At 41.8% G+C, this 23666-nt stretch carries 16 protein-coding genes and 1 pseudogene; 3 read left to right on the top strand and 14 right to left on the bottom strand.

The window, feature by feature from the left end:
* Window positions 1-92 precede the first annotated feature (92 nt).
* Window positions 93-1478 (top strand): MATE family efflux transporter, encoded by a 1386-nt coding sequence (locus tag IGI84_RS09255; RefSeq protein WP_216681797.1) that lies wholly within the window; start codon window positions 93-95, stop codon window positions 1476-1478.
* 153 nt (window positions 1479-1631) lie between these two features.
* A complete protein-coding gene (locus IGI84_RS09260; RefSeq protein ID WP_077454296.1) occupies window positions 1632-2102 on the top strand; it encodes a glutathione peroxidase in 471 nt (156 codons plus the stop codon).
* Between the two features lie 232 nt (window positions 2103-2334).
* Here the strand turns inward: IGI84_RS09260 and IGI84_RS09265 are convergent, their stop codons facing one another.
* Complete coding sequence (locus tag IGI84_RS09265) at window positions 2335-3768, bottom strand: 6-phospho-beta-glucosidase (RefSeq protein ID WP_008378424.1); 1434 nt, start codon at window positions 3766-3768, stop codon at window positions 2335-2337.
* A gap of 20 nt (window positions 3769-3788) precedes the next feature.
* Window positions 3789-5180, bottom strand: coding sequence for a 6-phospho-beta-glucosidase (locus IGI84_RS09270; RefSeq protein WP_081118099.1), 1392 nt, complete (start codon window positions 5178-5180; stop codon window positions 3789-3791).
* Window positions 5181-5440: 260 nt separating this feature from the next.
* On the opposite strand from IGI84_RS09270, the gene IGI84_RS09275 reads away from it, so the two are divergent.
* Entirely contained in the window at window positions 5441-6361 is a 921-nt protein-coding gene (locus tag IGI84_RS09275) for a MurR/RpiR family transcriptional regulator (protein WP_005235454.1), read from the top strand.
* 76 nt (window positions 6362-6437) lie between these two features.
* On the opposite strand, the gene IGI84_RS09280 is transcribed toward IGI84_RS09275, so the two are convergent.
* The 12 genes and pseudogenes from IGI84_RS09280 to IGI84_RS09335 all read right to left on the bottom strand — a co-directional run bounded on the left by IGI84_RS09280 (window position 6438) and on the right by IGI84_RS09335 (window position 23556).
* Window positions 6438-8357, bottom strand: a complete 1920-nt coding sequence (locus IGI84_RS09280; protein WP_081118097.1) for a beta-glucoside-specific PTS transporter subunit IIABC — start codon at window positions 8355-8357, stop codon at window positions 6438-6440.
* A 201-nt stretch (window positions 8358-8558) separates the two neighbouring features.
* Window positions 8559-9401: a BglG family transcription antiterminator LicT gene (licT, locus tag IGI84_RS09285; RefSeq protein WP_220426607.1), complete on the bottom strand. Its 843-nt coding sequence runs from the start codon at window positions 9399-9401 to the stop codon at window positions 8559-8561.
* Window positions 9402-9815: 414 nt separating this feature from the next.
* On the bottom strand, window positions 9816-10925 hold the full coding sequence (locus tag IGI84_RS09290) for a LacI family DNA-binding transcriptional regulator (protein ID WP_086292198.1): 1110 nt from the start codon (window positions 10923-10925) through the stop codon (window positions 9816-9818).
* Between the two features lie 148 nt (window positions 10926-11073).
* Complete coding sequence (locus IGI84_RS09295) at window positions 11074-11808, bottom strand: hypothetical protein (RefSeq protein ID WP_086292197.1); 735 nt, start codon at window positions 11806-11808, stop codon at window positions 11074-11076.
* Window positions 11805-13934 (bottom strand): hydantoinase/oxoprolinase family protein, encoded by a 2130-nt coding sequence (locus tag IGI84_RS09300; protein ID WP_086292196.1) that lies wholly within the window; start codon window positions 13932-13934, stop codon window positions 11805-11807. The genes IGI84_RS09295 and IGI84_RS09300 overlap by 4 nt, the downstream gene beginning before the upstream one ends.
* 62 nt (window positions 13935-13996) lie before the next feature.
* A complete protein-coding gene (locus tag IGI84_RS09305; protein ID WP_086292195.1) occupies window positions 13997-15349 on the bottom strand; it encodes an SLC13 family permease in 1353 nt (450 codons plus the stop codon).
* Window positions 15350-16026: 677 nt separating this feature from the next.
* The gene (locus IGI84_RS09310; protein WP_220426608.1) at window positions 16027-17802 is read right to left on the bottom strand and encodes an ABC transporter ATP-binding protein; all 1776 of its coding nucleotides are present in this window, start codon (window positions 17800-17802) and stop codon (window positions 16027-16029) included.
* Window positions 17802-19550 carry an ABC transporter ATP-binding protein gene (locus IGI84_RS09315; protein WP_220426609.1) on the bottom strand — a complete coding sequence of 583 codons (1749 nt, stop codon included), beginning with the start codon at window positions 19548-19550 and terminating at the stop codon, window positions 17802-17804. Before IGI84_RS09315 ends, IGI84_RS09310 begins: the two co-directional genes overlap by 1 nt.
* 201 nt (window positions 19551-19751) lie before the next feature.
* Window positions 19752-19970 (bottom strand): YneF family protein, encoded by a 219-nt coding sequence (locus IGI84_RS09320; RefSeq protein ID WP_005235432.1) that lies wholly within the window; start codon window positions 19968-19970, stop codon window positions 19752-19754.
* Between the two features lie 107 nt (window positions 19971-20077).
* Window positions 20078-20881, bottom strand: a complete 804-nt coding sequence (locus IGI84_RS09325) for an ABC transporter permease subunit (protein WP_220426610.1) — start codon at window positions 20879-20881, stop codon at window positions 20078-20080.
* Window positions 20882-20883: 2 nt separating this feature from the next.
* Entirely contained in the window at window positions 20884-21792 is a 909-nt protein-coding gene (locus IGI84_RS09330) for an ABC transporter ATP-binding protein (RefSeq protein ID WP_140964913.1), read from the bottom strand.
* 240 nt (window positions 21793-22032) lie between these two features.
* Window positions 22033-23556 (bottom strand): annotated as a pseudogene (locus IGI84_RS09335) (helix-turn-helix domain-containing protein).
* Window positions 23557-23666 lie beyond the last annotated feature (110 nt).

The following is a 23666-nucleotide window of genomic DNA, read 5'->3' on the forward strand; positions in this document are numbered from 1 at the left end:
TTTTACTTTTGAAAATTACATTGACTTTCTTTTCAATTTTTGTAAAATTTTCACGATACGTCTATTATATAGAAAATAAGGAGTCCTTACAATTGAATAAGAAAAAACTTTTAGGAAAATCAGATCGCGAACTGCTTTTCCTCAGCTGGCCGATTTTTGTTGAGTTATTTTTGCGGGTCGTTATTGGGAATATCAACGTTTGGATGATTTCTCATTACTCCGAGCCAGCAGTAGCGGCTGTCAGTGCCGCCAATCAACTGTTAAATTTAACGGTCTTTATTTACGGTTTCATCACCGTGGGTACTCAGATCATTATCGCCCAATTAATTGGTGCAAAAAAACGGGATCAGATCCCGAAAGTCATCAATACCGCTCTTTTTGGCTCATTATTCATTGGAATTTTAATCAGCTTAATGTTCCTTTTTGGCTCAACCTATCTCTTGCGTTTCATGGGACTGGATGCTGAATTAGTTGCCCTCGGGCATGGGTACTTACAAGTATATGGCGGAAGTCTGTTCCTTTCCTCGATCACGGCGGTCATAATTGCTGTCATGCGTAGCCACAGTTTCACAAAACCTGCGTTATTGGTACCGATGTTTGCTAGTATTCTAGCCGTGATTGGGAATTATTTTGTCTTATACAGCCCCTTCGGATTGCCGAATTTCGGTGTGACTGGATTGGCATTTTCTAGCGTCTTTGGTAATTCGATCGGTTTAGTAATTGCCGCAGTACTACTGAAGAAGCACGTGAATTTTTCTGTTTTGTCTGCCCGTTTTTCGAACGTCTCTTGGGGTGTGATGAAAAACATTTTGACTTACGGATTGCCTTCTTCTGGCGAATCTCTTTCCTATCAAGGTGCGCAAGTCGTGGTGACGATGATTGTGGCTCAACTTGGTGCAAGTGTCTTGATTGCAAAATCTTACGTAACAGCTATCACCCAATTTGTTTATTTGATTGCCTCCGCATTGAGTCAAGGGAATCAAATCATGATTGGCCGCAATGTCGGTGCTGGAGAATTCGATCGCGCGCATCAGCGAGGCATGCGCACGATGGTGATCGGGATCATTGCCTCAGTGACGATCTGTCTATTGACTTACTTGTTTATTGAGCCAATCATGGGAATCTTTACCTCCAACGCGGAAGTGATCGAGATTGCTAAAGGTGTCTTTTTGGTAGAGATCGTCTTAGAAACAGCTCGTGCAGTCAATATGATCCTTGTGGGTTCCTTGAATGCAAGTGGCGACGTGAAGTTCCCATTGATCTGCAGTCTGGTTGTTCTATGGGTCATCAGCTTACCGTTTTCTTACTCATTGGCCATCGTCTTTAAATTCGGTTTGATCGGCGTTTGGATCGCTTATGCCATTGACGAAGCACTCCGCAGTGTCTTAATGATCTATCGCTGGCATTCTGGTGTCTGGAAAACCAAAGCTGTCGTTCATCCCCAAGAAGCCGAACCAGAAGTCTTACCGGAAGCATAATTAAAGTCCAGCGGTCTCGGTGACTGCTGGACTTTTTTGTTTTCCATAAAAAATAAGATACGCCAAGAAGTTTGCTTGGTTTTTTTGAAGACTTTGCTCTATACTTGTCTCAGAAGCTATCGACTATGATTTACATTAAAAGGAGCGTTTGCTATGTCAATCTATGACTACCAAGCAACATTAGAAAACGGCGAAACGTATTCGCTAGCAAAATACGAAGGTCAACCGCTAGTGATTGTCAATACAGCTACGAAGTGCGGTTTGAGCCCGCAGTTCAAAGAATTACAAGGTCTTTATGAAACCTATAAAGACCAAGGGTTGGTCGTTTTAGGATTTCCTTCTGACCAGTTCAAACAAGAAGTCGGTTCAGCCGAAGAAGCCGCAGCCGCTTGCCGAACCACCTATGGTGTTGATTTTCCGATGCACAAGTTAACGGTGATCAATGGCAAAGACGCGGATCCCTTGTTTCGCTATTTGGAAGAAGAAGCACCGGGCACGCTAGGCAAAGCCATTAAATGGAATTTCACGAAATTTTTGGTGGATCGCCAAGGCAGAGTCGTTGAGCGTTTTGCTCCACAAACCAATCCTCAAAAAATGATTCCTGAAATTGAAAAAGTTCTTTAAAAAATTGATACAGGCGACCTTAAGGGTAAAATACGTCATCTTTAAGGTCGCCTTTTTGTAATTGCTGCAACGCAAACATTTTACAACACTCTCATTGTCGGTTATCAAAAATATTTGAGCCTCCATTTCTTCTTAAAGAAGCCATTCGTTACAAAAGTTTTTAAAAAGACTTTAAAAAACTGCCGTTGATCTCCTTAGATTTCTCTAAGAGATCAGCGGCAGCTTCTTTTGATTAGTTATTCGACAAATCTTCACCGTTTGAAGCAATCACTTGTTTGTACCAATCAAATGATTTTTTCTTTGTTCGTTTCAAGGTGCCGTTTCCTTCATTGTCACGGTCCACATAAATGAAACCATAGCGTTTTTTCATTTCACCGGTTCCAGCTGAAACTAAATCGATACAACCCCATGTGGTGTAGCCCAATAGATCGACACCATCTTGTTCAACCGCATCTTTCATTGCTTGAATATGCTCTGCCAAATATTGGATTCGATAGTCATCTTCCACATAACCATCTGCATCCGGTGTATCGACAGCTCCTAAGCCGTTTTCAACGATGAACAATGGTTTTTGGTAGCGATCATAAATGTCATTCATCGTGATCCGCAAACCAAGTGGATCAATTTGCCACCCCCACTCACTAGCTTCCAAGTATGGGTTTTTCACTGAGGCAAAAATATTACCAGCCGTTTGTTCTAACAATTCAGCGTCCGTTGTTGATACGCGGGAAGAATAGTAAGAGAAAGAAATAAAGTCAACGGTATGAGCTTTCAACAGCTCAAGGTCGCCTTCTTCCATTTTGATTTCGATCCCATTGCGTTCCATTTCTTTCAGCGCATATTGTGGATATTCCCCACGTGATTGAACATCAATAAAGAAATAGTTTTCGCGATCTGCTTTGCGAGATTCCCAGACATCTTCTGGTTTGCTTGTATATGGATAGTATGCGCCAGCAGCTAACATACAACCTACTTTGTTCTCAGGATCGACTTCATGAGCGATTTTCGTTGCGATCGCAGAGGCCAACAGCTCATGGTGAGCCGCTTGGTATTTCACTTGCTCAACGTTATCGCCTTCTTCAAAGTACAAACCTGCTCCCATAAATGGCGCATGTAGAATCATGTTGATCTCGTTAAAGGTCAACCAGTATTTTACTAATCCTTTGTAGCGGTTGAAAATCACATTACACAAGTTTTCATAGAATCCGACTAATTCACGAGAACGCCATGCTCCGTATTTTTCAACTAAATGCATCGGACAATCAAAGTGAGTGATCGTTACTAACGGTTCGATCCCATATTTGTGGCATTCTTTGAAAAGATCTTCATAGAATTTCAAGCCGTCTTCATTTGGTTCTGTTTCATCTCCTTTAGGGAAAATCCGACTCCAAGCGATCGACAAGCGGTAGGTTTTAAAGCCCATTTCGCCAAATAATGCGATGTCTTCTTTGTAGCGATGATACATATCGATTGCTTCTTTTGCTGGGTAGAAATGTTCGTCATCAAAATCAAACATTTTCATTTGACCAGTAATCACTGGAAAACGATCTTTGCCGATCGGTACCACGTCTACGTTTGCTAAGCCGCGTCCGCCTTCTTGGTAGCCTCCTTCACATTGATTGGCAGCTGTTGCGCCGCCCCATAAAAAGTCTTTTCTAAATGCCATGTTTCTTTCCTACTTTCTCTTTATTTAACTAGTTCGCGATCAAGTTCGCGGGCTACTTCATCTTGTACTTCGACGCCTTCTTTTTCAAGACGTGCGATCGTTTCCTTAAATTTCGGCAAGTGATCTTTGTGGGCAATAAACAGTTCGTCCATGACACGTTTTGCCGTATCCCCTGATGGAACCAGTGGGTTGATGGTGAATGCTTGTAATGCGATATTGTAATCCCCAGTCACAGCGGCTTCGATCGTCAATAATTCCATTGCTTTCATTACCTGTAACCAACCTTTTTCAGCTGTCGGTAACTCACCAAAGGCAACATTTCTCGCGCCTTGTCCACCAACGTAAGCGGTCACTTCAACTACGCAATCGGCAGGTAGATCAGGCACGGCGCCTTCATTTTTGGTTGAAACGACGATTTGGGTATTTTTATTGGCATAAATGGAAGCAATCGTTTCACACGCTGCATCTGAGTAATAAGCACCCCCACGTTTTTGCAGCTGTTCAGGTTTATGATCCAATTCAGGATCTTTGTACAACTCAAACAATTCTGCTTCGGTTTGTTTTACTTGCTGTGCGCGTGTACCGACAGTCTTGTACTCTTCAATCGCATGATTCAACATTTCTTCTTGACGATAGTAATAACGGTGATACCCGCAAGGAATCATCTTCATTTGTTCCAGCTGTTCTTTGTAAAATGGTACATCAAAGATATTCTTCGGTAAGCCATTGTCTTCTTCATACATTTTATCAATAATGTCCATCGTTACATCGTTGCCGTGTGAATCAGCAACTTTGTGCCAGTGGAAGTGGTTCAATCCTGCAAATTTGTAAATCAATTCATCCGGTTCTTTGCCAATTAAGGCTGGCTCAATCATGGTTGCCATGACTGGCACATTACACAACCCGATGACTTTGTCCCATTTTCCGTAACGCACGATTGCTTCAGTTACCATGCCGCTTGGATTCGCAAAATTGATCAACCAAGCATCCGGACATAAACGTTTCATGTCTTCAACAATTTCAAGAATGATCGGTACCGTACGGAACGCTTTGAACATTCCCCCAGGGCCATTGGTTTCTTGACCAATCATGCCGTAATAGGCAGGAATTCGTTCATCTTTGATGCGGGCATTCAGCAACCCTACTCGGAATTGAGTCGTAACGAAATCGGCATCCTTTAACGCTTCTTCTCGATCCAACGTCATGTGGATTTTTACATCATAAGGCGTGGCGTCCCACATTCGTTGTGCCATCGCACCTACGATTTCTAATTTCTCTTTTCCTGCTTCGATATCTACTAGCCAAATTTCACGAATCGGCAATTCTTCATAGCGTTTGATAAAGCCTTCCATTAACTCCGGGGTATAGCTGCTGCCGCCACCAATGGTTGCAATTTTAATTCCTTTTGTCATTGTATTGCTCCTTTGCTATTTTATTTACATTCTTATTATCATTCATAAAAACATTTGATTCAATGTAAATAGCTTATTTAGAAAAAGCGTTTGCAAATCTCGCTTCTTCTTGCTGGTGTTTTGTAAAAAAGATTTACAAAGAGCATAAAATAAGGAATAATTAGGATGTAAACGATTCGCTAATTACTTAATAAAGAAGAATTTCTGTAAAAAACATTTACAAATAATCATAAAAAAATGTAAAAAGGAGCAGACATACCATGTTGCTACAAGAAAAAATGCGCCAAATCAAACTAGCACCCGCGGAACGATCGTTAATCGATTATTTATTAGCCAACCCGACTGCGATGGCGGATCAAACCATCAAGGAATTGTCAGAAAAAACCTACGTTCATCCTTCTACTTTTATTCGGATCGCCAAAAAATTAGGCTTCAATGGTTGGCTCGATTTAAAAACGGCTTTTGTGGAAGAGCAAACTTATATGAGCAGCCATTTTACCGATGTGGATGCGAACTTTCCCTTTTCCTCCCATGACGGCATTATGACCATCGCCAAAAAGTTGGCAAAGCTTGAACAAACAACGATTGAAGATACACTTTCCTTGATCCATCATGATGAATTACAAAAGGCGAAACAATCGTTGCTCAATGCCAACCATATCAAGATCTTCGCCAGTAATGCCAATACATTGATTTCTCAAGACTTTGTTTTGAAGATGCGACGTTTAGGAAAAAACATCCACGTCTGCGATACCTTCGGCGAAAGTGCCTATGAGGCTTCCAACTGTACCTCCGATACGACTGCGATTTTGATCTCTTATACTGGCGAAAATAAAATGGTCAAAGAAATTGGAAAGATCCTTGCCGAACGGCAGGTTTCCATCATTGGCATGACGAGTATCGGGGAGAACTCCTTGGCAAAATTAAGTAATTGTGTTTTGAATATCACGACAAGAGAAAGGCTCTACTCAAAGATCGCCAACTTTACGATCAATACATCGGTTTGCTACTTGCTGGATTTGTTGTATGCAGTTGTCTTTTCGGAACATTATGAGAAAAATCTGCAGCATTTGATCGATATTGGGATGGCTTACGACAAGCGCCCTACATCATCAACGATTATTGCTGAACCAACCTACGATAAAAATCTTCATTATAAAGACTCACTGTTTCCCAATTAAACAGCTGCCAAAAAGCGATCGCTTCACATGGGCGATCGCTTTTATACTTACTTAGCTCTTGTTAATAAAGTTTTGGCTAAACTAAAGCCGTGATCAAATCATCGGAACAGCCAACTTCTCGTTTGTCAGACTCGATGATATCCAAATAATCGGCGGAGTTGGTAACTAATACTGGCGTCTCAATATTGAATCCAGCTTTGATCAACGCATCTTTATCAAAGCTGATCAGTTTTTGCCCACGAGTGACTTTATCTCCTTGCTTCACATGCGCTTCAAAGAATTCGCCATTTAACTGAACCGTATCCAAACCAATATGAATCAATAGCTCTAAACCGTTATCAGAAATCAAGCCAATGGCATGTTTCGTTGGGAACAAGGTCATTACTGTGCCATCAAAAGGAGCCACAACTTCACCTTTTGAAGGGTGGATCAAGATGCCTTTCCCTAGCACTCCTTGAGCAAAGGCTTCATCTTTTGCGCTGCTTAATGGTGCGATGGTTCCTTCCACTGGAGAAGTGATTACTTCTTTCCGAACGGTCATAGCTGGTTGTCCTTCTGCGATCTCTTCTTCCACTGCATCATCTTTCCAGAAAGCCATCGTCAAACCAAAGCCAATCGCTGCAGCGATCAAGATTCCGAAGACAGAGAACCACATGCCACTAGCGTCGCCTTCTGGAGTGATATAGTTGAAAATGCCAAAGACCCCTAACCCACCAGAGGTGTAGCTCGTTGTACCATTAATCATCAAGAAGGCACCTGCGACCGCACCACCAATCATTGAAAAGAAGAACGGCATTTTTTTCGGTAACGTGATCCCATAAATTGCTGGTTCTGTTACACCAAAAAGTCCTGAAATAATGGCTGGCGGACATAGAGCTTTTAGTTTCTTATCTTTCAGTTTAAAGTACATCGCCATCACAACTGCTGTTTGAGCAAAGCTGGCGCCAAATGATGCTACTAAAATCTGACTGTATCCTAGTTGTGTCACTTGCATAATGTGTAGCGGAACAACTGACCAATGCAAGCCGAAAATAACCAAGACTTGCCAGAAGAAGCCTAATAACAAACCATAAATCGCTGGAGAGAAGTCCATCAACGCTTCAAATCCTGAGCTCAAAAGATCCGTCAACATACTGATCACAGGTCCAATCACCAAAAAACCAATTGGCAATGCAATCAATAAAACCAAGAAAGGCACTAAGAACGTTTGGACAACAGACGGAATGATTTTTTTCGCAAATTTTTGAACTTGCGCAGCAAAGGCAATGATAAAGATGACCGGCACCACACTGCTAGTATACGTTGCGCCAACCCACGGAATTCCTAAAAACGTTTCGTACGCAGGCAAGCCTAACAAGCTATACGGTGCAGCAGCTCCCTCGCCAGCTCCGGCAACAAACGCTGCTTGCAAGGCTGATCCTTGAATTGTTGGGTAACAAAGCGCTGACCCGATCACGATTCCTACCATTGGATTTAAGCGAAACTTTTTCGCTGACGTATACCCTAAAATCACCGGCATAAACATGAAGATCGAATCGCCGATCGCATTGAACATCACATAGGTACCAGTCGTTGTTGTATAATCGATCAAGCCTGTTGTACCAATAAAAAGTAACAGTGCATTTAGACCTTTGATCATCCCGGCCGCACACAAAGCCCCTAAGAAGGGTTGGAAGCAGCCGCTCAAAATATCGATCAAACGATCAAACAAGTTGCCACCTGAAGCTGTTTCTTCAGCATCACCACTGATTCCTGCAACATCGATCACTTCTGCATAGACATCTGGCACATGGTTTCCGATAACCACCTGGTATTGACCGCCACTCTTCATGACCGTCACGACACCATCCATGTTCTTTAAGACTTCATCATTTGCGATGCCTTCATCCTTTAATTTGAAACGTAGGCGTGTGATACAATGTGTCAAGCTATTGATGTTCTCTTTCCCACCGACATTTGCGACGATTTTTTCTGCTAATTCACGGTATTTTCCCATTTTTGATTCCTCCAATTTTTTTGTATTGAAGGTTTAGCCAACTGAATGTCACTATCCAAAATGTTTTCTTTTTTTGATTTCTTGCTGCATGATCCGATGTCTTGAAGCTGACGTTTAGTAAGAATCATTGCGAAGAAATTCTTCTTTTTCGACATCTTCTGATGAATCAAGAAATCCTTCTCCTTTCTTGTTTTTTTTCAATCAACGATTTTTTTGCACAAGTCTGGCAATATGAATCGTTAAATACAAACTTTCGTCACTGGACATTTGATACTGATACTGATTTTCTAATAGTTCAGCGATTTTTTGTACGCATTGATACGCATTTCGGTACTTCACTTTGACCATAGCCAAAAGATCATCATCGGTTTCATCCGCATGAGGGGTATGGTTTTGCATTCTTGAAACAAAAAACTTCAGATGCGTGGTGAAGCGATAAAAATAAACGGATTCTTCATCAAAGGTTGTTTTAAAAAAATATTTAACAATGTTAATGATGTCTTGCATCGTTTGGGTTAGTTCCGCCACATTTCCTTGGTCACCATTCTCGGTTTGTGCATTGACGAGATGCAGAGCAATAAAGCCAGCTTCGTCATCTGGCAGCTGAATCCCGTACTGTTCTTTGATTTTTTCTACTGTTTTGCAGCCTATTTGGTACTCATCGGGGAAAAAACGCTTGATATCCCACAATAAGACATTTTTGACCGTCATTCCTTTTTTCGATCGTTCAATGGCACAGTGCATATGATCTGTCAGCGAGATGTAGATGGAATCATTGATGGGGGATGACAATTCTCGCCGAGCATACTCAATGATCTCATTGGATAATTCAAGATATTCCAGTGGTAAGTCAGCAAGCAGCTCTTGAAATTGAGATAAGATCGTCTGATTTTCTAAGCGATATACTTTATCGACCGTTTCTGAAGAAATTTCATCTCCCACTTTTTTCTTAAAGGCAATCCCCCGCCCCATAACAATAATCTCGTTTTGACTTTGATCGGTAGTGATCACAACATTATTGTTTAACACTTTACTGATTTTCATGTCCTACCCCCACTTACTTTATCATTGCGGATATGGTTCATTGCTTGTCTTTATTGTTTAGCCAACAGTCAACACAGAAAAAACCTCATGAAAGCAGCGCAAATACCGCAGCTTCATCAGGTTTAGCTTGTTAAAAATCAACAATCACTATCCATTAGAACCAGTTTTATTATCTTTATCATAGCAAAGGTAGAAAGCGCTGTCAATCGTTGTTCGTTATTTTTACCGACACCTAATACGAATCTATTGATCGTTTCTTAAAAACACCAGCGATCAATTTCTATTCGTTCTTATCTTAGATAAAGACAAAACCCTTAGCGAAAGAAAAAAACCGCTCCCCAAAGATTTGACTGGTCAGTCTAATAATGGGGAGTCGGCTATGGTATCATTTGCTTCTTGTTTTTACAAAAAAACCTAATCATCTTGTTTACGATAATTTTTTTTGATGTAGGGCTGATTTTCTTGGTTCATACGGATAACGATTTTGTCAAAACTATTGTCACTCACTTGTGTCGAACCACTCATTTTGATTTTTGGCTGTACTTCGATCACCTTTGGTTTATACTGCATTTTCCCTTTTGAGATCCGCTTGACTAAAAGTTCAGCAGCTTGTGAACCAATCTCATACGACGGTTTTTCAATCACAGACATTTCATGATGATAAAGTTTGTTCCAGCCTAAATCATCATAGCCCCCAATCGCAACATCTTCTGGAATCCGTAAGCCCAAGCTATAGATCACATGGATCAACGCAAACATCAACTCACTGTTTTCAGCTAATATTGCTAAACGATAGCCTTGATTTTTTTTCAACAATTCGTTTAGTGATTCCTTACACGCGTCAAATGCCGCTTGTGTTTCTTCGATCTCAAATGCTAGTTGTTCAGGATTTCTGACTGCGATTTTAGAACTTTCCAGAAAAAGAGCAAGCTTTTTCTTCCGACTAGGCGTTATGAGCGGTGGTGTAAAGTAAGCGACTCGATCAAAGCCTTCTGAATAAATACGTTGAATCATCTCGGCCGTCGCTTTTTCATTATCAACGATGACTGTATCAATCATCAATTCTTCGATCGTGCAATCAGCCAGCACGATCTTGACCTTTTGCTCAGTCAAGCTTTTCACGAATGCTTCGTCCTGATTCGACGACAGAATCAGCCCTTCCACTTGACGGTCGATCAACGCTTGAATTTGATCCTGCTGAGAAATATTTTTGTGATCGGTTTCAACAAGAATCACTTGAAAAGATTTTCGTATACAATAATCATTGACACCTCGAACTAAAGCTGCTACTTCCGGGATCATGATATTGCTGACAACGATGCCGATCAATCCCGTTTTATTGTTTTTCAACCCCTGTGCTAGCGCATTTGGACGGTATTCAAGCTCTTCGATCACTTCTTCGATGCGCTTTTTTGTCTCTGCTGACATAAATTCATATTTGCCATTCAAATATCTAGAAACGGTGGTTTTTGAAACATTTGCTTTTTCTGACACCATCTTAATGGTGATTTTCTCATTTGCCATTCAATCCACGCCTTGCTTTTTGCTGTTGGTCAATTATATCATGGAACCCTTGAAAAATGAACAAGGACCGATTTCGTTCGACATGGACTGTCCTATCTCAATAGTGACGGATCGTAAAGAAGCCGCTAAGTGAGCGATTTTCAAAGAACTAGCCCATTGCTTCAATGTGGCGCATTTCTTGCTGCACGACTTCATATATACTTTTTGAAAAGTCGACTTCCAACGGATAAGAAAGCAAAATATCTAACATTTGAGGCAAAAAGTCTGTCTCACACAGTTCTTTTGCAAAGGCCATCGCCGCAATTTCCGAAGCACAACCAACCGTTGAACGGTGCTCGTAGGAAAAAAAGCGCCACAGTGGAATCGTTTTGGTGATATGGTACATCGTTGCCCCATGTTGCTCTTCTAAATAGTGAAAAATTTCATGAGCGATCAAGACTCCTCGGATAACTTCTGGTTTAGGCAATATTTCCGAAGATTGAGTCAGCTCGGTGTAAGCAGCAATGGGTTCAGTGATCAATTCAATGGAGCGCTCCATGATAAACTGCGCAAAGACCATACGAAACTTCGTCGGTTTTCCAGATCTTTCCGTAATCGATAAACCAAGCTTATTCGCCAAGTACCAGGCACGATCTGCCTTTTCCTGTTTTTTTAAATCAAACTGGTCAAGCATTTTTTGCGCCCATGTTCTACCACATAGAATGGCTTCTTCAATGATTTCGTTTTTTTCCTCTTCACTCACTTTATTACGCAGCATCTCGCGGGTAAACTCAAATACTCCCCAACTGAATTCGTTGATGGGCATGAGCTGTTCATACCACGTTTCTAATAATGCCAGATCAACCGTATGTTGCTGTTTTAAGAAAAACCTCTGCTTGATCATAGGGAATTCGCCGCCAGAACCATCACTTCTTCATTTGGATCTAAAGTCGACATTTCGATATCGATCAACAACATCAATGCCTCTAAATCGTTTACTGAAAAGTCCATCACCCGTGGTCCGGCACAAATATAGAAATCTGGACGCAAAATCACTTCTGTCTGATAGATCGCCAAGTCATCCCACAGTTGCTCGACTGCTTGCACATAATTCTCCGCGGTAGTTTTGATGACCTTCCCTGAAGCTCGTTGTACTTTAATAAAGCCTTTTTTATCAAGGATTCGAATTGCCGGATTGTCTCCTGTGGAAACACGGGTTCCAAACACATAAAAATGCGAGCTTTTCTCTAAAAGATCAATTTCGTTGGTAGGTAGCCCCAAATCACCTGCTGCTAATTCTTGGGCTTCCTCGACGGTCGCCTCTGCTAAAAGATCCGTCGTCTTGACTTCGGTGGAACCAGTCGCAATGGCTGTGACTTTAGACGTTTGAGGATCGATTTCGATAAAGACTTCTACACTTTCTGGGGTAGCCCCACTCTCAATGGCTTTATTGATAGCCTCTGTTTTGATTGATCGCAAGTCTTCTTTCGAAGGGGAAGGGATAATCCGTTCAACGACATCTCGCACCATCGCTAGGGCGACACCAATTGAGGAAATCACCTCAGCATTCTCCGGAATCGAATATTTTACGCCCATTTTTTCTGACAAGTAGATAATTAATGACGAAGCGCCGCCACCAACTCCTACTAATGAAATTTGGCTTTTTTCTAATTTGTATTTTTCTGCTAAAGCCAAAATGACTGGCTCTAATTTTGCGTAAGAACGCTCCATGATTTGAGTCGCGATATCTTCGATCGTCGTGCCACAATATTCCGCTAATACGCCCATCGCTTTTCGAGCTGCTTCGATATTCCCATAAGAAAAATGTTCCGGTTTGATCAAGCCCAACACGTTTGCTGCACATGAGTTGGTGATGGTTACCCGTTCACCATTATCAAATTTGATTGCAACATAATCTGCGGGATCGCCTTCTTTCGGACTAAAGAATTCAACCTCTCCTCCTGTCCAATTGGTTGGATCAGAGTAGACAGCGTAGTCAAGACCGGCAATATGTGCAGAACGAGGCCCTACATCTACCACTCCATTAGCAGTTGCACGAATCATGGAACCCCCTGCACAGCCCGTGATCCGAACGTCCAAACTGGAAATGTATGTTTCATGTCCACCAACGACAGAATAGTCGATCGCTGGCCGTCCGTTTTTAATGACACCGATATTGGTGGTTGTACCGCCTACTTCAAAATACACGCCATTTGATGCTCGTAAATACATCAGTGAGCCCATTACTGATGCTGCTGGACCCGAGAGCATAGTCAGAACTGGTCGCTTTTTCATCTCAGCAATCTCCATAACCCCACCATCGCCGCGCATGATCATCAAGGGTACATCTACTCCTGACTCCTTCACAGAGACTTCCGTTGAATTTGCGACAGATAACATTTTAGGTAAAATGCTTGCATTGATAGTAGCAGTTCGTGTTCTTCTGGTCAATCCGTAAAGTTTCGTGATATCCGAAGCAACGGTACATGGAATTCCTTTTTCTGTACAAACTTCCATCACTAGATTTTCAGCATCATTATTATCTACTCCAAAAGCCATACTAGCTACGATCACTTCTGATCCTTGCCTCACTAGATCATCGATCATCTCTTCCACACTCGCTTTATTCATTCCTTTGAGTTTTGAGAAGGCATTGATGATCTTAATGGATCGCTGATTCCCTAGGACGATATCGGCAATTTTTAATTGACGCTTTGCCAGAAACCCTTCGAAACCACCACGAGCCATACCGAAAACACCAATGTCAGCCACATCCCCTTCAATCAAAGCGTTCGTGGCTTGGGTGGTTGAATGAGCAACAAAAATCACACTTTTTGGGTCAATATCATTTTCTTTCATACAATTTTGAAAACTCTCGACAACGCCAGCAGCTACCCCCCGTTCATGATCATGGGTGGTCTTCACGCTGGATTTTCCTATGATCTCGTGAGTCAGATTATCGATAGCGACAGCTTTTGTATGGGTACCACCTACATCGATCCCCATTCTAACTTTTCTTAATTCACTCATTTCCACTTTCCTCCTACATCCATAGTTGCATGATTTATTGATTAGCTATGTTCTTTCGTCGACTAGTTATTCAATCCGAACAAAATGAGCGCAATGATACACAGGATCGCACTAGAAAGCCACCCAGCTGGTATCGAAAACTTCATGAAATCTTTCGAACCCACTTTATGATGTCCTAGCCCCCATGCTACCCATGACTGAGTAATATCCAAATGCTGAGGAGCGATCGTGACCACAGCGAAAAGTGGAAAAATGAATGCCAGATCCCAATTTGTGGCAGCTAAGATCACTGCCGCTACTGCTCCTCCTGATCCGACTAAGTTCAAAGGACCACGGAAGAAACCGAGGGGTGCTAAGATGGCAAATAAGATCGCAAGAGCCACGGTACTATGAGGAACTAGACCGCCAACGATTGGTTCAAAGAAAGGAACCGCTAGACTTGCAGCTGAATTAAACATAGCCAGCACTAATAAGAAACCTACCAGGGGCGCAACATCGACAGCGCCATCTGCAAATTGTTTAGCTAACATGCGGCAAATATTCACAAAACCACCTTTTAATTTTCCGCAAGTCAGTAAGGCGTACAAAGCTGCTAGAATAAATGCAGGAATAATAGGAAACTCAGCAAACACTACGAGTAAGACTGGTGCGATCACAGCAACCCAAGAATACCAAGGAGCATCGCCTGAAGTTGCACCAGGTGTGGAAGCCCACGCTTTGACTTTTGATGATTTCGCACGACTTAAAGCAATATTGGCAAAAACCAATGTCACAATTAAGGAAACGACTAGTGCGATCATGCCGAATGTGAAATAGTCGGAAAACCCATATTCCATCATAGATTGACTTCCTTCAGGTTGTAATGCTGCTAAAATACCTTGGTATTGCACAAAATTTGTTACATTGGCAAAAATTCCCGCCATGATGGAACCCATAAAAGCGAATAAAGCGATCGCTGTTGGAATACCCAACGCTTGCAAAATCGGCATAACGATCACTGCGATAGAGATTACAGGACCAATGCCTGTCATGGAAGTGAAACATAAGGCAGTAACAGTACATAAAAGGGTCATGGTGATCCGTGGTTTATCTCCACCAAGCTCAACAACCTTTCGAATAAGCGTTGCAGCGATCCCTGTATCCATCAAAATCCGACCAAAGAAGGAACCGAAGAAAATATTGACCAGAATCGAACTAGCAAAACCGGCGGGTCCTGTTTGATAAATGTTCGTGATCGTATCGACAAAGTTCAAAGCTGTTAAATCCGGACTCAACGCATTTCCAATAAAAGCTAAAACGGTCCAAAGTGTTGCCATAACGAAGAAACCCACCATCAGGTTGAACCCTTTGACGCAGTACCAAACCATTCCTAAGAAAGAAACGATCATTAAAATACCAATTATAATTTCTACCATAAATTTTCCCTCATCTTTCCATTTGAACTATTTTTTTGTTCATACATCGTGCTGCAAGTTTCTACGTTTGCTACTTCCCCTATTCTCGCTGAATGCGACCTTTGTCATGAAAAAAACGGCTAGACTTGTGACCATTCCCCACGTTTTCTTTCCTCCTCTTTTTTTGTTAACCGTTTTAGTTAACCGGTTAACAAAGATTTTAAAAAAATAAAACAACGAATGATTTCTCGTGTTTATCCACTCCACTATCTTTGAGCTCTCAATACATTCCTATTCGCCCCCTTTCTCAATGGGGCTACCATTATTCCAATCACCCTCCACAATCCTCTCTTGTCGGTTGGGCTTTTCGTAAAAGATAGGCTCAGGATGCTTGCCTTTTGCTTAGATCAGCTTCCCTCCTATTTATCCTCTATGATTTGATCCTCCTATTTGCGCAACATTTCACATGAAGCTCCTTTGCCACTCGCTTGACCACGCGTAATTCCTAGTCTAAACCGAAAGGAATCGCGACCGTTTGATCCGTTTGTATGTCTAGGAGCTAGTTGCTTTAATGTCTACATAATAGCAAAGGGTGAAAACGCTGTCAATCACAAATAGAAATTTTTCTCTTCATTTGTTCAATTTATACAAAATAGACCTTAAAATACCTAGGTGGTATTTTAAGGTCTATTGGTCGTTTAAACTTCACTTGCCTGCAAACGATACATATCGGCATACAACCCTTTTTGAGCCAAAAGTTCATCGTGGGTGCCTCGTTCGACGATCGAGCCTTTATCAAGCACCAAAATTAACTCGGCATCGCGGATGGTAGACAACCGATGGGCGATCGCGATCGTGGTTCGCCCTTGACGCATATTGGCCAATCCTTCTTGGATCAGTCCTTCTGTTTCAGTATCAATATTGGCAGTTGCCTCATCCAAGACCAGAACTTTCGGATCGGTCACCATCGTGCGAGCAAAGGAGATCAATTGTCGCTGACCGCTTGAATAACTGGCACCCCGTTCAATCACTTTGGCGTGGTATTTACCAGGTAGTTTTTGAATGAAAGCATCTGCTTGAACAAATTTTGCTGCTGCTTCAATCTGTTCCTCATCAATGTCCTGATTTAATAAGCGGATATTGTCAGCGATGTCCCCATAAAACATGAAGGCATCTTGCAATACGAGTCCAACTTTTTTCCGAAGCTCTTCCATCGTAAAGTCGCGGATATCTTGATCATCGATCAAAATTTGCCCTTCCCCGAATTCGTAAAAACGCATCAGCACATTGATGATCGAGCTCTTGCCACTTCCTGTGTGACCGACTAAAGCCACGGTCTCACCTGGATAGGCGATGAAAGAAATATGATTTAATACGTTGTTTTTTCCATCATAGGAAAAACTGACATCACGAAATTCGATTTTTCCTTTGGTGATGGTTTGACTGGCATCGGGGTTTTGCTGCGGCGTATATTCTTCATTATCCATAATCTTCAAAATACGGCTGCCGGCGACCATCCCATCAGTAAAGACGCTGAGAAAATCCATCATCTGTGTCATGGGATTAAAAAATCCTTGAATATAGGTCGTAAAGGCGAAAATCAACCCGACTTCAATGGGCGATTCTATAGCATCAAACCCAAAGACCGTCAATGACAAGGCGATCGCTAAGGCATACAACAAACTAATGATTGGTGATAATAGCAGCGCATTCGTGCGGATCATGGCGTATCTAGTTTTCAAATAATCATCGTTGGTCGCTTCGAATTCTTCATTCAGCCGCGCCTCTTGGCGGAATTGTTGAATGATCTGCATACCAGAAATCGATTCATTCAATTTCGTATTCAGCTGACTCAGTTTTTCCCGCATTTGACGATAGATACGAGAGCTGAATTTTTGATAATACCAGATGACTACCATTAGGATTGGCAGAAAAATCAAGTTTAATAAGGCGATTTTGACGTTGATGCGGAACATGGCGGCAAAAGAAGAAACCACCGCAAAAATTCCTGTCAATACCATCAAGAAGACATACCAAAATTCATACAATGTTTCTGTGTCGTTGCTGACCCGTGAAACGATTGACCCTGCTGGTGTCTGATCGAAATAACGCATCCCAAGACTATGCAATTTTTCAAATAATTTTGCTCGAATATATTGATAGGTTTTTAAAGAACCCATCGAATAAAGGAACCATTGGAAAAACCAAATCACAGCTTTTACCAACACCCCAAAGAAATACAGCGCAGCAAAGAAATAAATGACTTGCTGGGTCGCCGTTTGATTGGTCAAATAATTATCCATAAAGGTTTGAATGATCAAAGGCAACAAGATATTGACGATCGATAGCACAAAAGCAAAAAAGATCGCTGCATAGAAGGTTTTTCGAAATGGCTTGGCAAAAAGGAACATTCGTTTGATGATGTTTTTTTGCTCTTTAAAGGGAATCGATTTGCTCCATTCTGATTCTTGCATTAGGCTTCACTCCCTTCGATTTTGGCTTCTAATTGCTGTTTGTCCCACATTTTTTTATACCAGCCATTTGCAGCCAATAATTGTTCATGGGTCCCGCGTTCACTGATTTTCCCATTGTCGATCACCAGAATTTCTTCTGCGTGCTTGACACTGCTTAGGCGGTGAGCAGCAATGATTGTTGTTTTATTCTGACGGAAGGTCCGTAACTGTTGTAAAATAGCTTCTTCCGTTTTGGCATCTACTGCTGAAAGGGCGTCATCTAAAATCAATAATTCTGGATCAGTGATCAAGGCACGGGCAATGGATAACCGCTGTTTTTGTCCGCCGGAAAGAGAAACACCACGTTCCCCCACCATCGTTTCGTACCCTTCAGGAAACTGACTTATATCCTCATGGATCACTGCTAATCCAGCAGCCGCTTCCACTTCTGCTTGAGAAGCTCGTGGTTGCGCAAAGCGGATATTGTCTCGAATCGTCATGGAAAACAAGAAATGATCTTGCGGAACATAGCCAATCGAACCCAAAAGAGCATTCAAGGAGTATTGCTTGCTATCGATGCCCCCGAAGGTGATCGCTCCATCAAATGAATCATACTCTCGCAACAAGAGCTTCATCAAAGAGGTTTTTCCAGCACCGGTTTTCCCGACGACACCTAGTGTTTGCCCGGCAGGCAAAGTAAAGTGGATGTCTTGCAGGGCAAAATCATCTCCTTGATAGTGAAACTCATTGATTTGAACGTTCACCGTTCCTTGGGCTGGGGCATCGACCGCATCTTTGGCTTCAATAATATGGGTCTTGGCCGCCAACAATTCGGCAACCCGATCATAACTAGCATTGCCTCGTTCCAGCACATTAAACAGACGTCCGATGGCAAACATCGGCCAAACTAACATACCGATATAACTGATGAAGGATACCAATTGACCGATCGAGATGGTACCGTCCATAACATAATTGCCGCCAACGATGATCGTCAGCACATAGGAGATTCCGATGATGATCGTAATAAACGGATCAAACAAGGCATCCAGAAAATTGACTTTGCGGTTTTTGATGATGGCATGGTCGATTTTGGTTTGAAAATCAGCGATGTCCTCTTTTTCCTGTCCAAAAGTTTTGATGACTTTCATCCCAGTAATACTTTCTTGGGCTTTGTCGTTGATGGAAGAAAAGGCTTCTTGCGAGTCACGAAACGCATCATGCAATTTGCTACCAAGAACCCGTGCCATGACTGCTAAGAAAGGCAGCGGCAATAGAGCAATGATCGTTAACCGCCAGTCGATAAAGAGAACCATCGCAATGATGGTTGCCCCTCCCGAGATGAAGGAATCGGCAAAGGTTAAGATCCCCGCCCCTGCCACATTTTGGATGGCATTCAAGTCATTGGTGGCATGGGCCATCAAATCACCTGTCCGATGCTTTTGATAAAACAACTGATCCATCCTTGTAAAATGTGCAAATAGCTGTCTGCGTAACGTTTTTTCTAGCCGAGCAGCACTGCCCCAGATATGCGTCCGCCAGACGAAACGGAACACGTATTGAGCGATAGCTGAAGCAATCAAGATCATGACCCAAAAAAAGATCGTCTGCATCGAGATCTCTTTTTCCGCAATCTCATCGATGATGATCCCAATAACTTTTGGGGGTGCCAACTGTACCAAGGCGACTAGGACTAAAGAGCCTACGCCTAACAAATAATGTTTCTTTTCTTGTTTAAAAAACCAACCTAACTTCCTAAATATTGACATAACACTCTCCATTTCTTTGTGACCTGTTGCCTAAATTTTGCGATTTTTCCGAATATTTATTAGATTCAGATTCGATTGCTACCCCGCTATTAGCAGAAAGTAAATAGCAAAAGCAGCATGCGGCCATTTTTTTATTAGTTTCTACATTTTGCCGCAATAAAAAGCGAGCTGATAAAATCAGCCCGCTTCTTAGAAAAAAACCTACTTTTGGTTTTTCATTTGCTGCATCATCTGACGAATCTTTTTCTCAGAAGGTTTTTGACCCATTGACATCATCATCGAGCGAAGCATATCCTCATTAACGGGAGGATTTTTCTTTAGATAATCTTGCATATATTTTCGCGCCAAAAAGAAGCCGCCGACAGCGCCTAGTAATGCTGCAACAACAGCGATCACGATTACGATTCCTACACTAACCATTCGAAAACTCTCCTTTCTCTTGTACTCTCAATGAATCATTTTACTAGAAAAAAACACAAAAAGAAAGAGTGAAAGCTGGATTTATCCAAAAACTTTCACTCGTTTCCTCAACTTAATGCGACATCTCTTTTGTTGAATAACCAATTTGTTAAAAGGTAGATTAAAACACTATAAACAAGGATCCCGATCGCCATTTGCCAATAGCCCAATCCCGGATCAAAGGCAGTCATCTGCATGTCAGAACTATTTAATAAACTCGGTATCTGCTCTTTGATATTCATAAAATTAAATGGATTCCACTTCAGCCATGAGTATTTTTCTTGCGCAAAAAGCATGATCGAGTTGATGATGCTGCTTCCGAACAACATACCCAAGCCTAAGCCTACCGCCAGGCTTTGAGAGCGAATGACGGCTGAGATAAAGATGGTCAATGCAATATAAAAGACAATCAATAGCAAGTTGGTTCCCGCAAAAACAAGGGCAACAAGAATCGCCGCTAGCCCGTTGTAGCCAGTAGCAGCAAAAGGTGATTCAGCTGCTAAAAATAAATTGGCGGCTGCTAAACTACTGATTAGTAAAACAGCAGTCCCTAAAAGCGCAAATAAAAACGTGTTGATGGCTTTTGCTGCTAAGATTTGGCTTCTGGAAAAAGGCCGAATCAATAAGAACTTGATCGTTCCACGACTGAACTCTTCCGCCACTGAAGAAGCTGCCACAATCACTACAAATAAGTTTAAGAACGAAGTCATGTCGCTCAAAGAAGCAAACAAATCATTGGCACCAATTTCTGGACTACCTAAGCGAACCACATAGGTCAACCCAAAAGTCATTAAAACCAATAAAAGCAGCATGATCCAAGTAGAACGTTTTTTGGTTAATTTGATCCATTCATTTTTAATCAATGTCAGCATGCTTACAAACCTCCTTCTTCGGTCCAAGCCAAGAATGTATCTTCTAGAGAAGATTGCTTTGTCCGTAGTTCTTTTAAGCCGATACCCGCCGTAACGATCGCTGCAGCGATTGCCGAACGCTGATCTGTTGCTAGAGTGACTTGCAATTCGTCTTCTACGTGCAAGACCTCGACGTCAAAGGAAGCTTTTAACAGTGCTTCTGTTTGCGCATTATCATCTGTTTTAATAATCAGTACATTTTTCTCTGCTTTCAACTCTGCCATTGCTACTTGATGAGTGACTTTTCCTTTTTGCACCACGATCAAATGATCGGCAATTTGTTCGATATCGCTTAATTGATGACTGGAAACTAAGACAGAAACTCCTTTTTCTCTCAAAGAAAGAATCATTTCTCGAAACTCCCGCATGCCTTTAGGATCCAGACCATTCATCGGCTCATCTAAAACTAATAAGTCTGGTTGATGGACCAATGCCTGGGCAACACCTAAACGCTGACGCATCCCTAATGAATAGGTTTTGACTTTTTGATGGATATGTCCTTCTAAATGTACCTGACGAATAAGTGCTTCTAATTCTGCTGTCGTACTTTTTTTCTTCGCCATGCGCTGATACTGCATCAAATTTTCATATCCGGTCATGTAATTATAAAACTCAGGATTCTCAACGATCGCTCCGACTGAGGCAATCGCTGTTTTAAACGAAGAATCCAATAAATTTCCCATAATTGCAATAGATCCTGTATTGTGCTTCATCAAGCCAACGATCATCCGGATGATCGTCGTCTTCCCAGCCCCATTAGGCCCTAATAAACCAACGACTTGTCCTTGGTCCACCACAAAGGAAACATCATCAATGATTCGTTTGGTTCCAATCAATTTGGAAACATTTTGCAGTGCTAATACTTCTGTCAAAGTTACCCCTTCTTCCTAACACCATTTCTGCAACGATTTTAAATAAAAAACGTTATGATAATATGTATACCATGCCATCTCTGTAAAAAAAAGTCAAGAAGCGAAAAAGGAACATCGATGCTCCTGTTTTTGCTTCTTGTCCTCTTCGTTTATCACTGTCACTTTTCAGGTTTGACCTATTGCTACTGGTCAAAAGCTTGGCAAAATTATAAGTTCTATCTGATCGATCTTATAGCGGAATCACTCCGTTTGGGTGAATGCCAGCTGGGCAAACGCTGCCTTGTTCTTGGCACTTCTGATCTGTTTGATCACTTGCTTGAGCTGTTTCCACTCCTTTGCGCTTGGGTGACCATTCCAATAAAAGAGGTACGGCTGTTCTTCCTCAGGAAATTCCTGATGGATCGGATAATCGCTGATCACCAAATCTGGCTTTTGAGACAGCGAATAATGGGCCATCGCTCGATGCGTGGCGTTCATCAAGCGGTTCTTGATCCAAAGCTCTTGCGTTTTTCCGTATTTCGAATGGATCGAGAACGTGACCGGCTGTTCATATTTTATAAAAATAACTCTCAGTAACATACAGTATTGGAAAATCAAGCGATCATTCATTTGCAGTAATCTACGCAACTCTGGTAAAGAAACAGTCGCTTCCAAAAAAAAACGTTTCATGGTTGGATAAAGCACCGGAAAAGCTGCTTGCAGCTCTTGCTCGTCGGTTGTTTTGCCAAAACTATCGCTTTTTTGTCGCGTACCAAAACAGCCAGAGGCGGAATGGATCATTACCAGATTAACCAGTAAATAGTTTTTTTCGGCTTCTGTAAACGTCAACCGAAAATACACGGCTAGTTTTTCAACGAGCTGCGCTTCTTGCTGGTACTGTGGTTGAGTCAGCCACGAGATGTTAGCAGCATCGAGATCCTCCTCAAGATAGGTGTTCATTACGCCAAACATATAATACAAGAAACTGCGTTCATCCTCCGAAATATCAGAAAACGACAGATGATTCCTGTTAAACAATGGTTTCAAAAAGACCTGATCAAACTGATTTTTTTCAATTAATGGGTGCTAAAACGTAAGTACTTCTTTTGGTAAAAATAAAAGCGGATGCTTTTGGTGGATTCTTTGCACGGAGATAGCGAATAGATGAAGAAATTTCTCGATATCGATTTTTCTCATATAAGAAGCATGGTTTTCAAACAGCGCTACAGCCTGCTCTTTCTCCTTGAGCGATGCCAAGACTCGTGAGTCCTTCTCGTCAAAAATTTGCCAATAGGTAAGATGATAAAAATAGCGGATCGCATATTCAGCACCTGCCAAAGGATCACCTTTTTTTAAACTATAGGACAAATGATAGTTCGCCAAAACATGATTTAACTCCTGCAATTTTCGTTGAATCGTGCGGGGACTGCTAAAGGTTTTTTGACTGAGTTGTTCAAGGGAATGATAGTCCCCCTGAAAGAGTGCATCCAGCAAGATAAATCCAACGGTTCCCCGCAACAATACACTATAGGCTTGACTCAATAGGAATCGTGGAGAAAAAGCAATGGACACTTCTTTCTCCAACCGATCATAGGTCAAAGTAAACTGAGGATAGCGTGCACGAAACACCTCTACTTGCTGAACGATCGACTGCATTTTGTTGGTTTTCCAATCGAAAACACCTGAGAGCTCTTTCATTGTATAGTCTTTCTTGTTCGTTTCGTAACAATGACTTAGAAACGCATAAATTTGTTTTTCTGTCGTATCCAAAAGTGCCTGTAACATGAAATTTCCCTCGCTTGAATAATCAGCAAACGCTGTTTTTACCCTAAATTTGTCATCTTACAAAACTGTAAGCTGTCAGTGTTTGGTGATCGTACCACCATGCGCTCTTT

Source organism: Enterococcus sp. DIV0008 (genome assembly GCF_050542615.1).
GTDB lineage: Bacteria > Bacillota > Bacilli > Lactobacillales > Enterococcaceae > Enterococcus_D > Enterococcus_D innesii.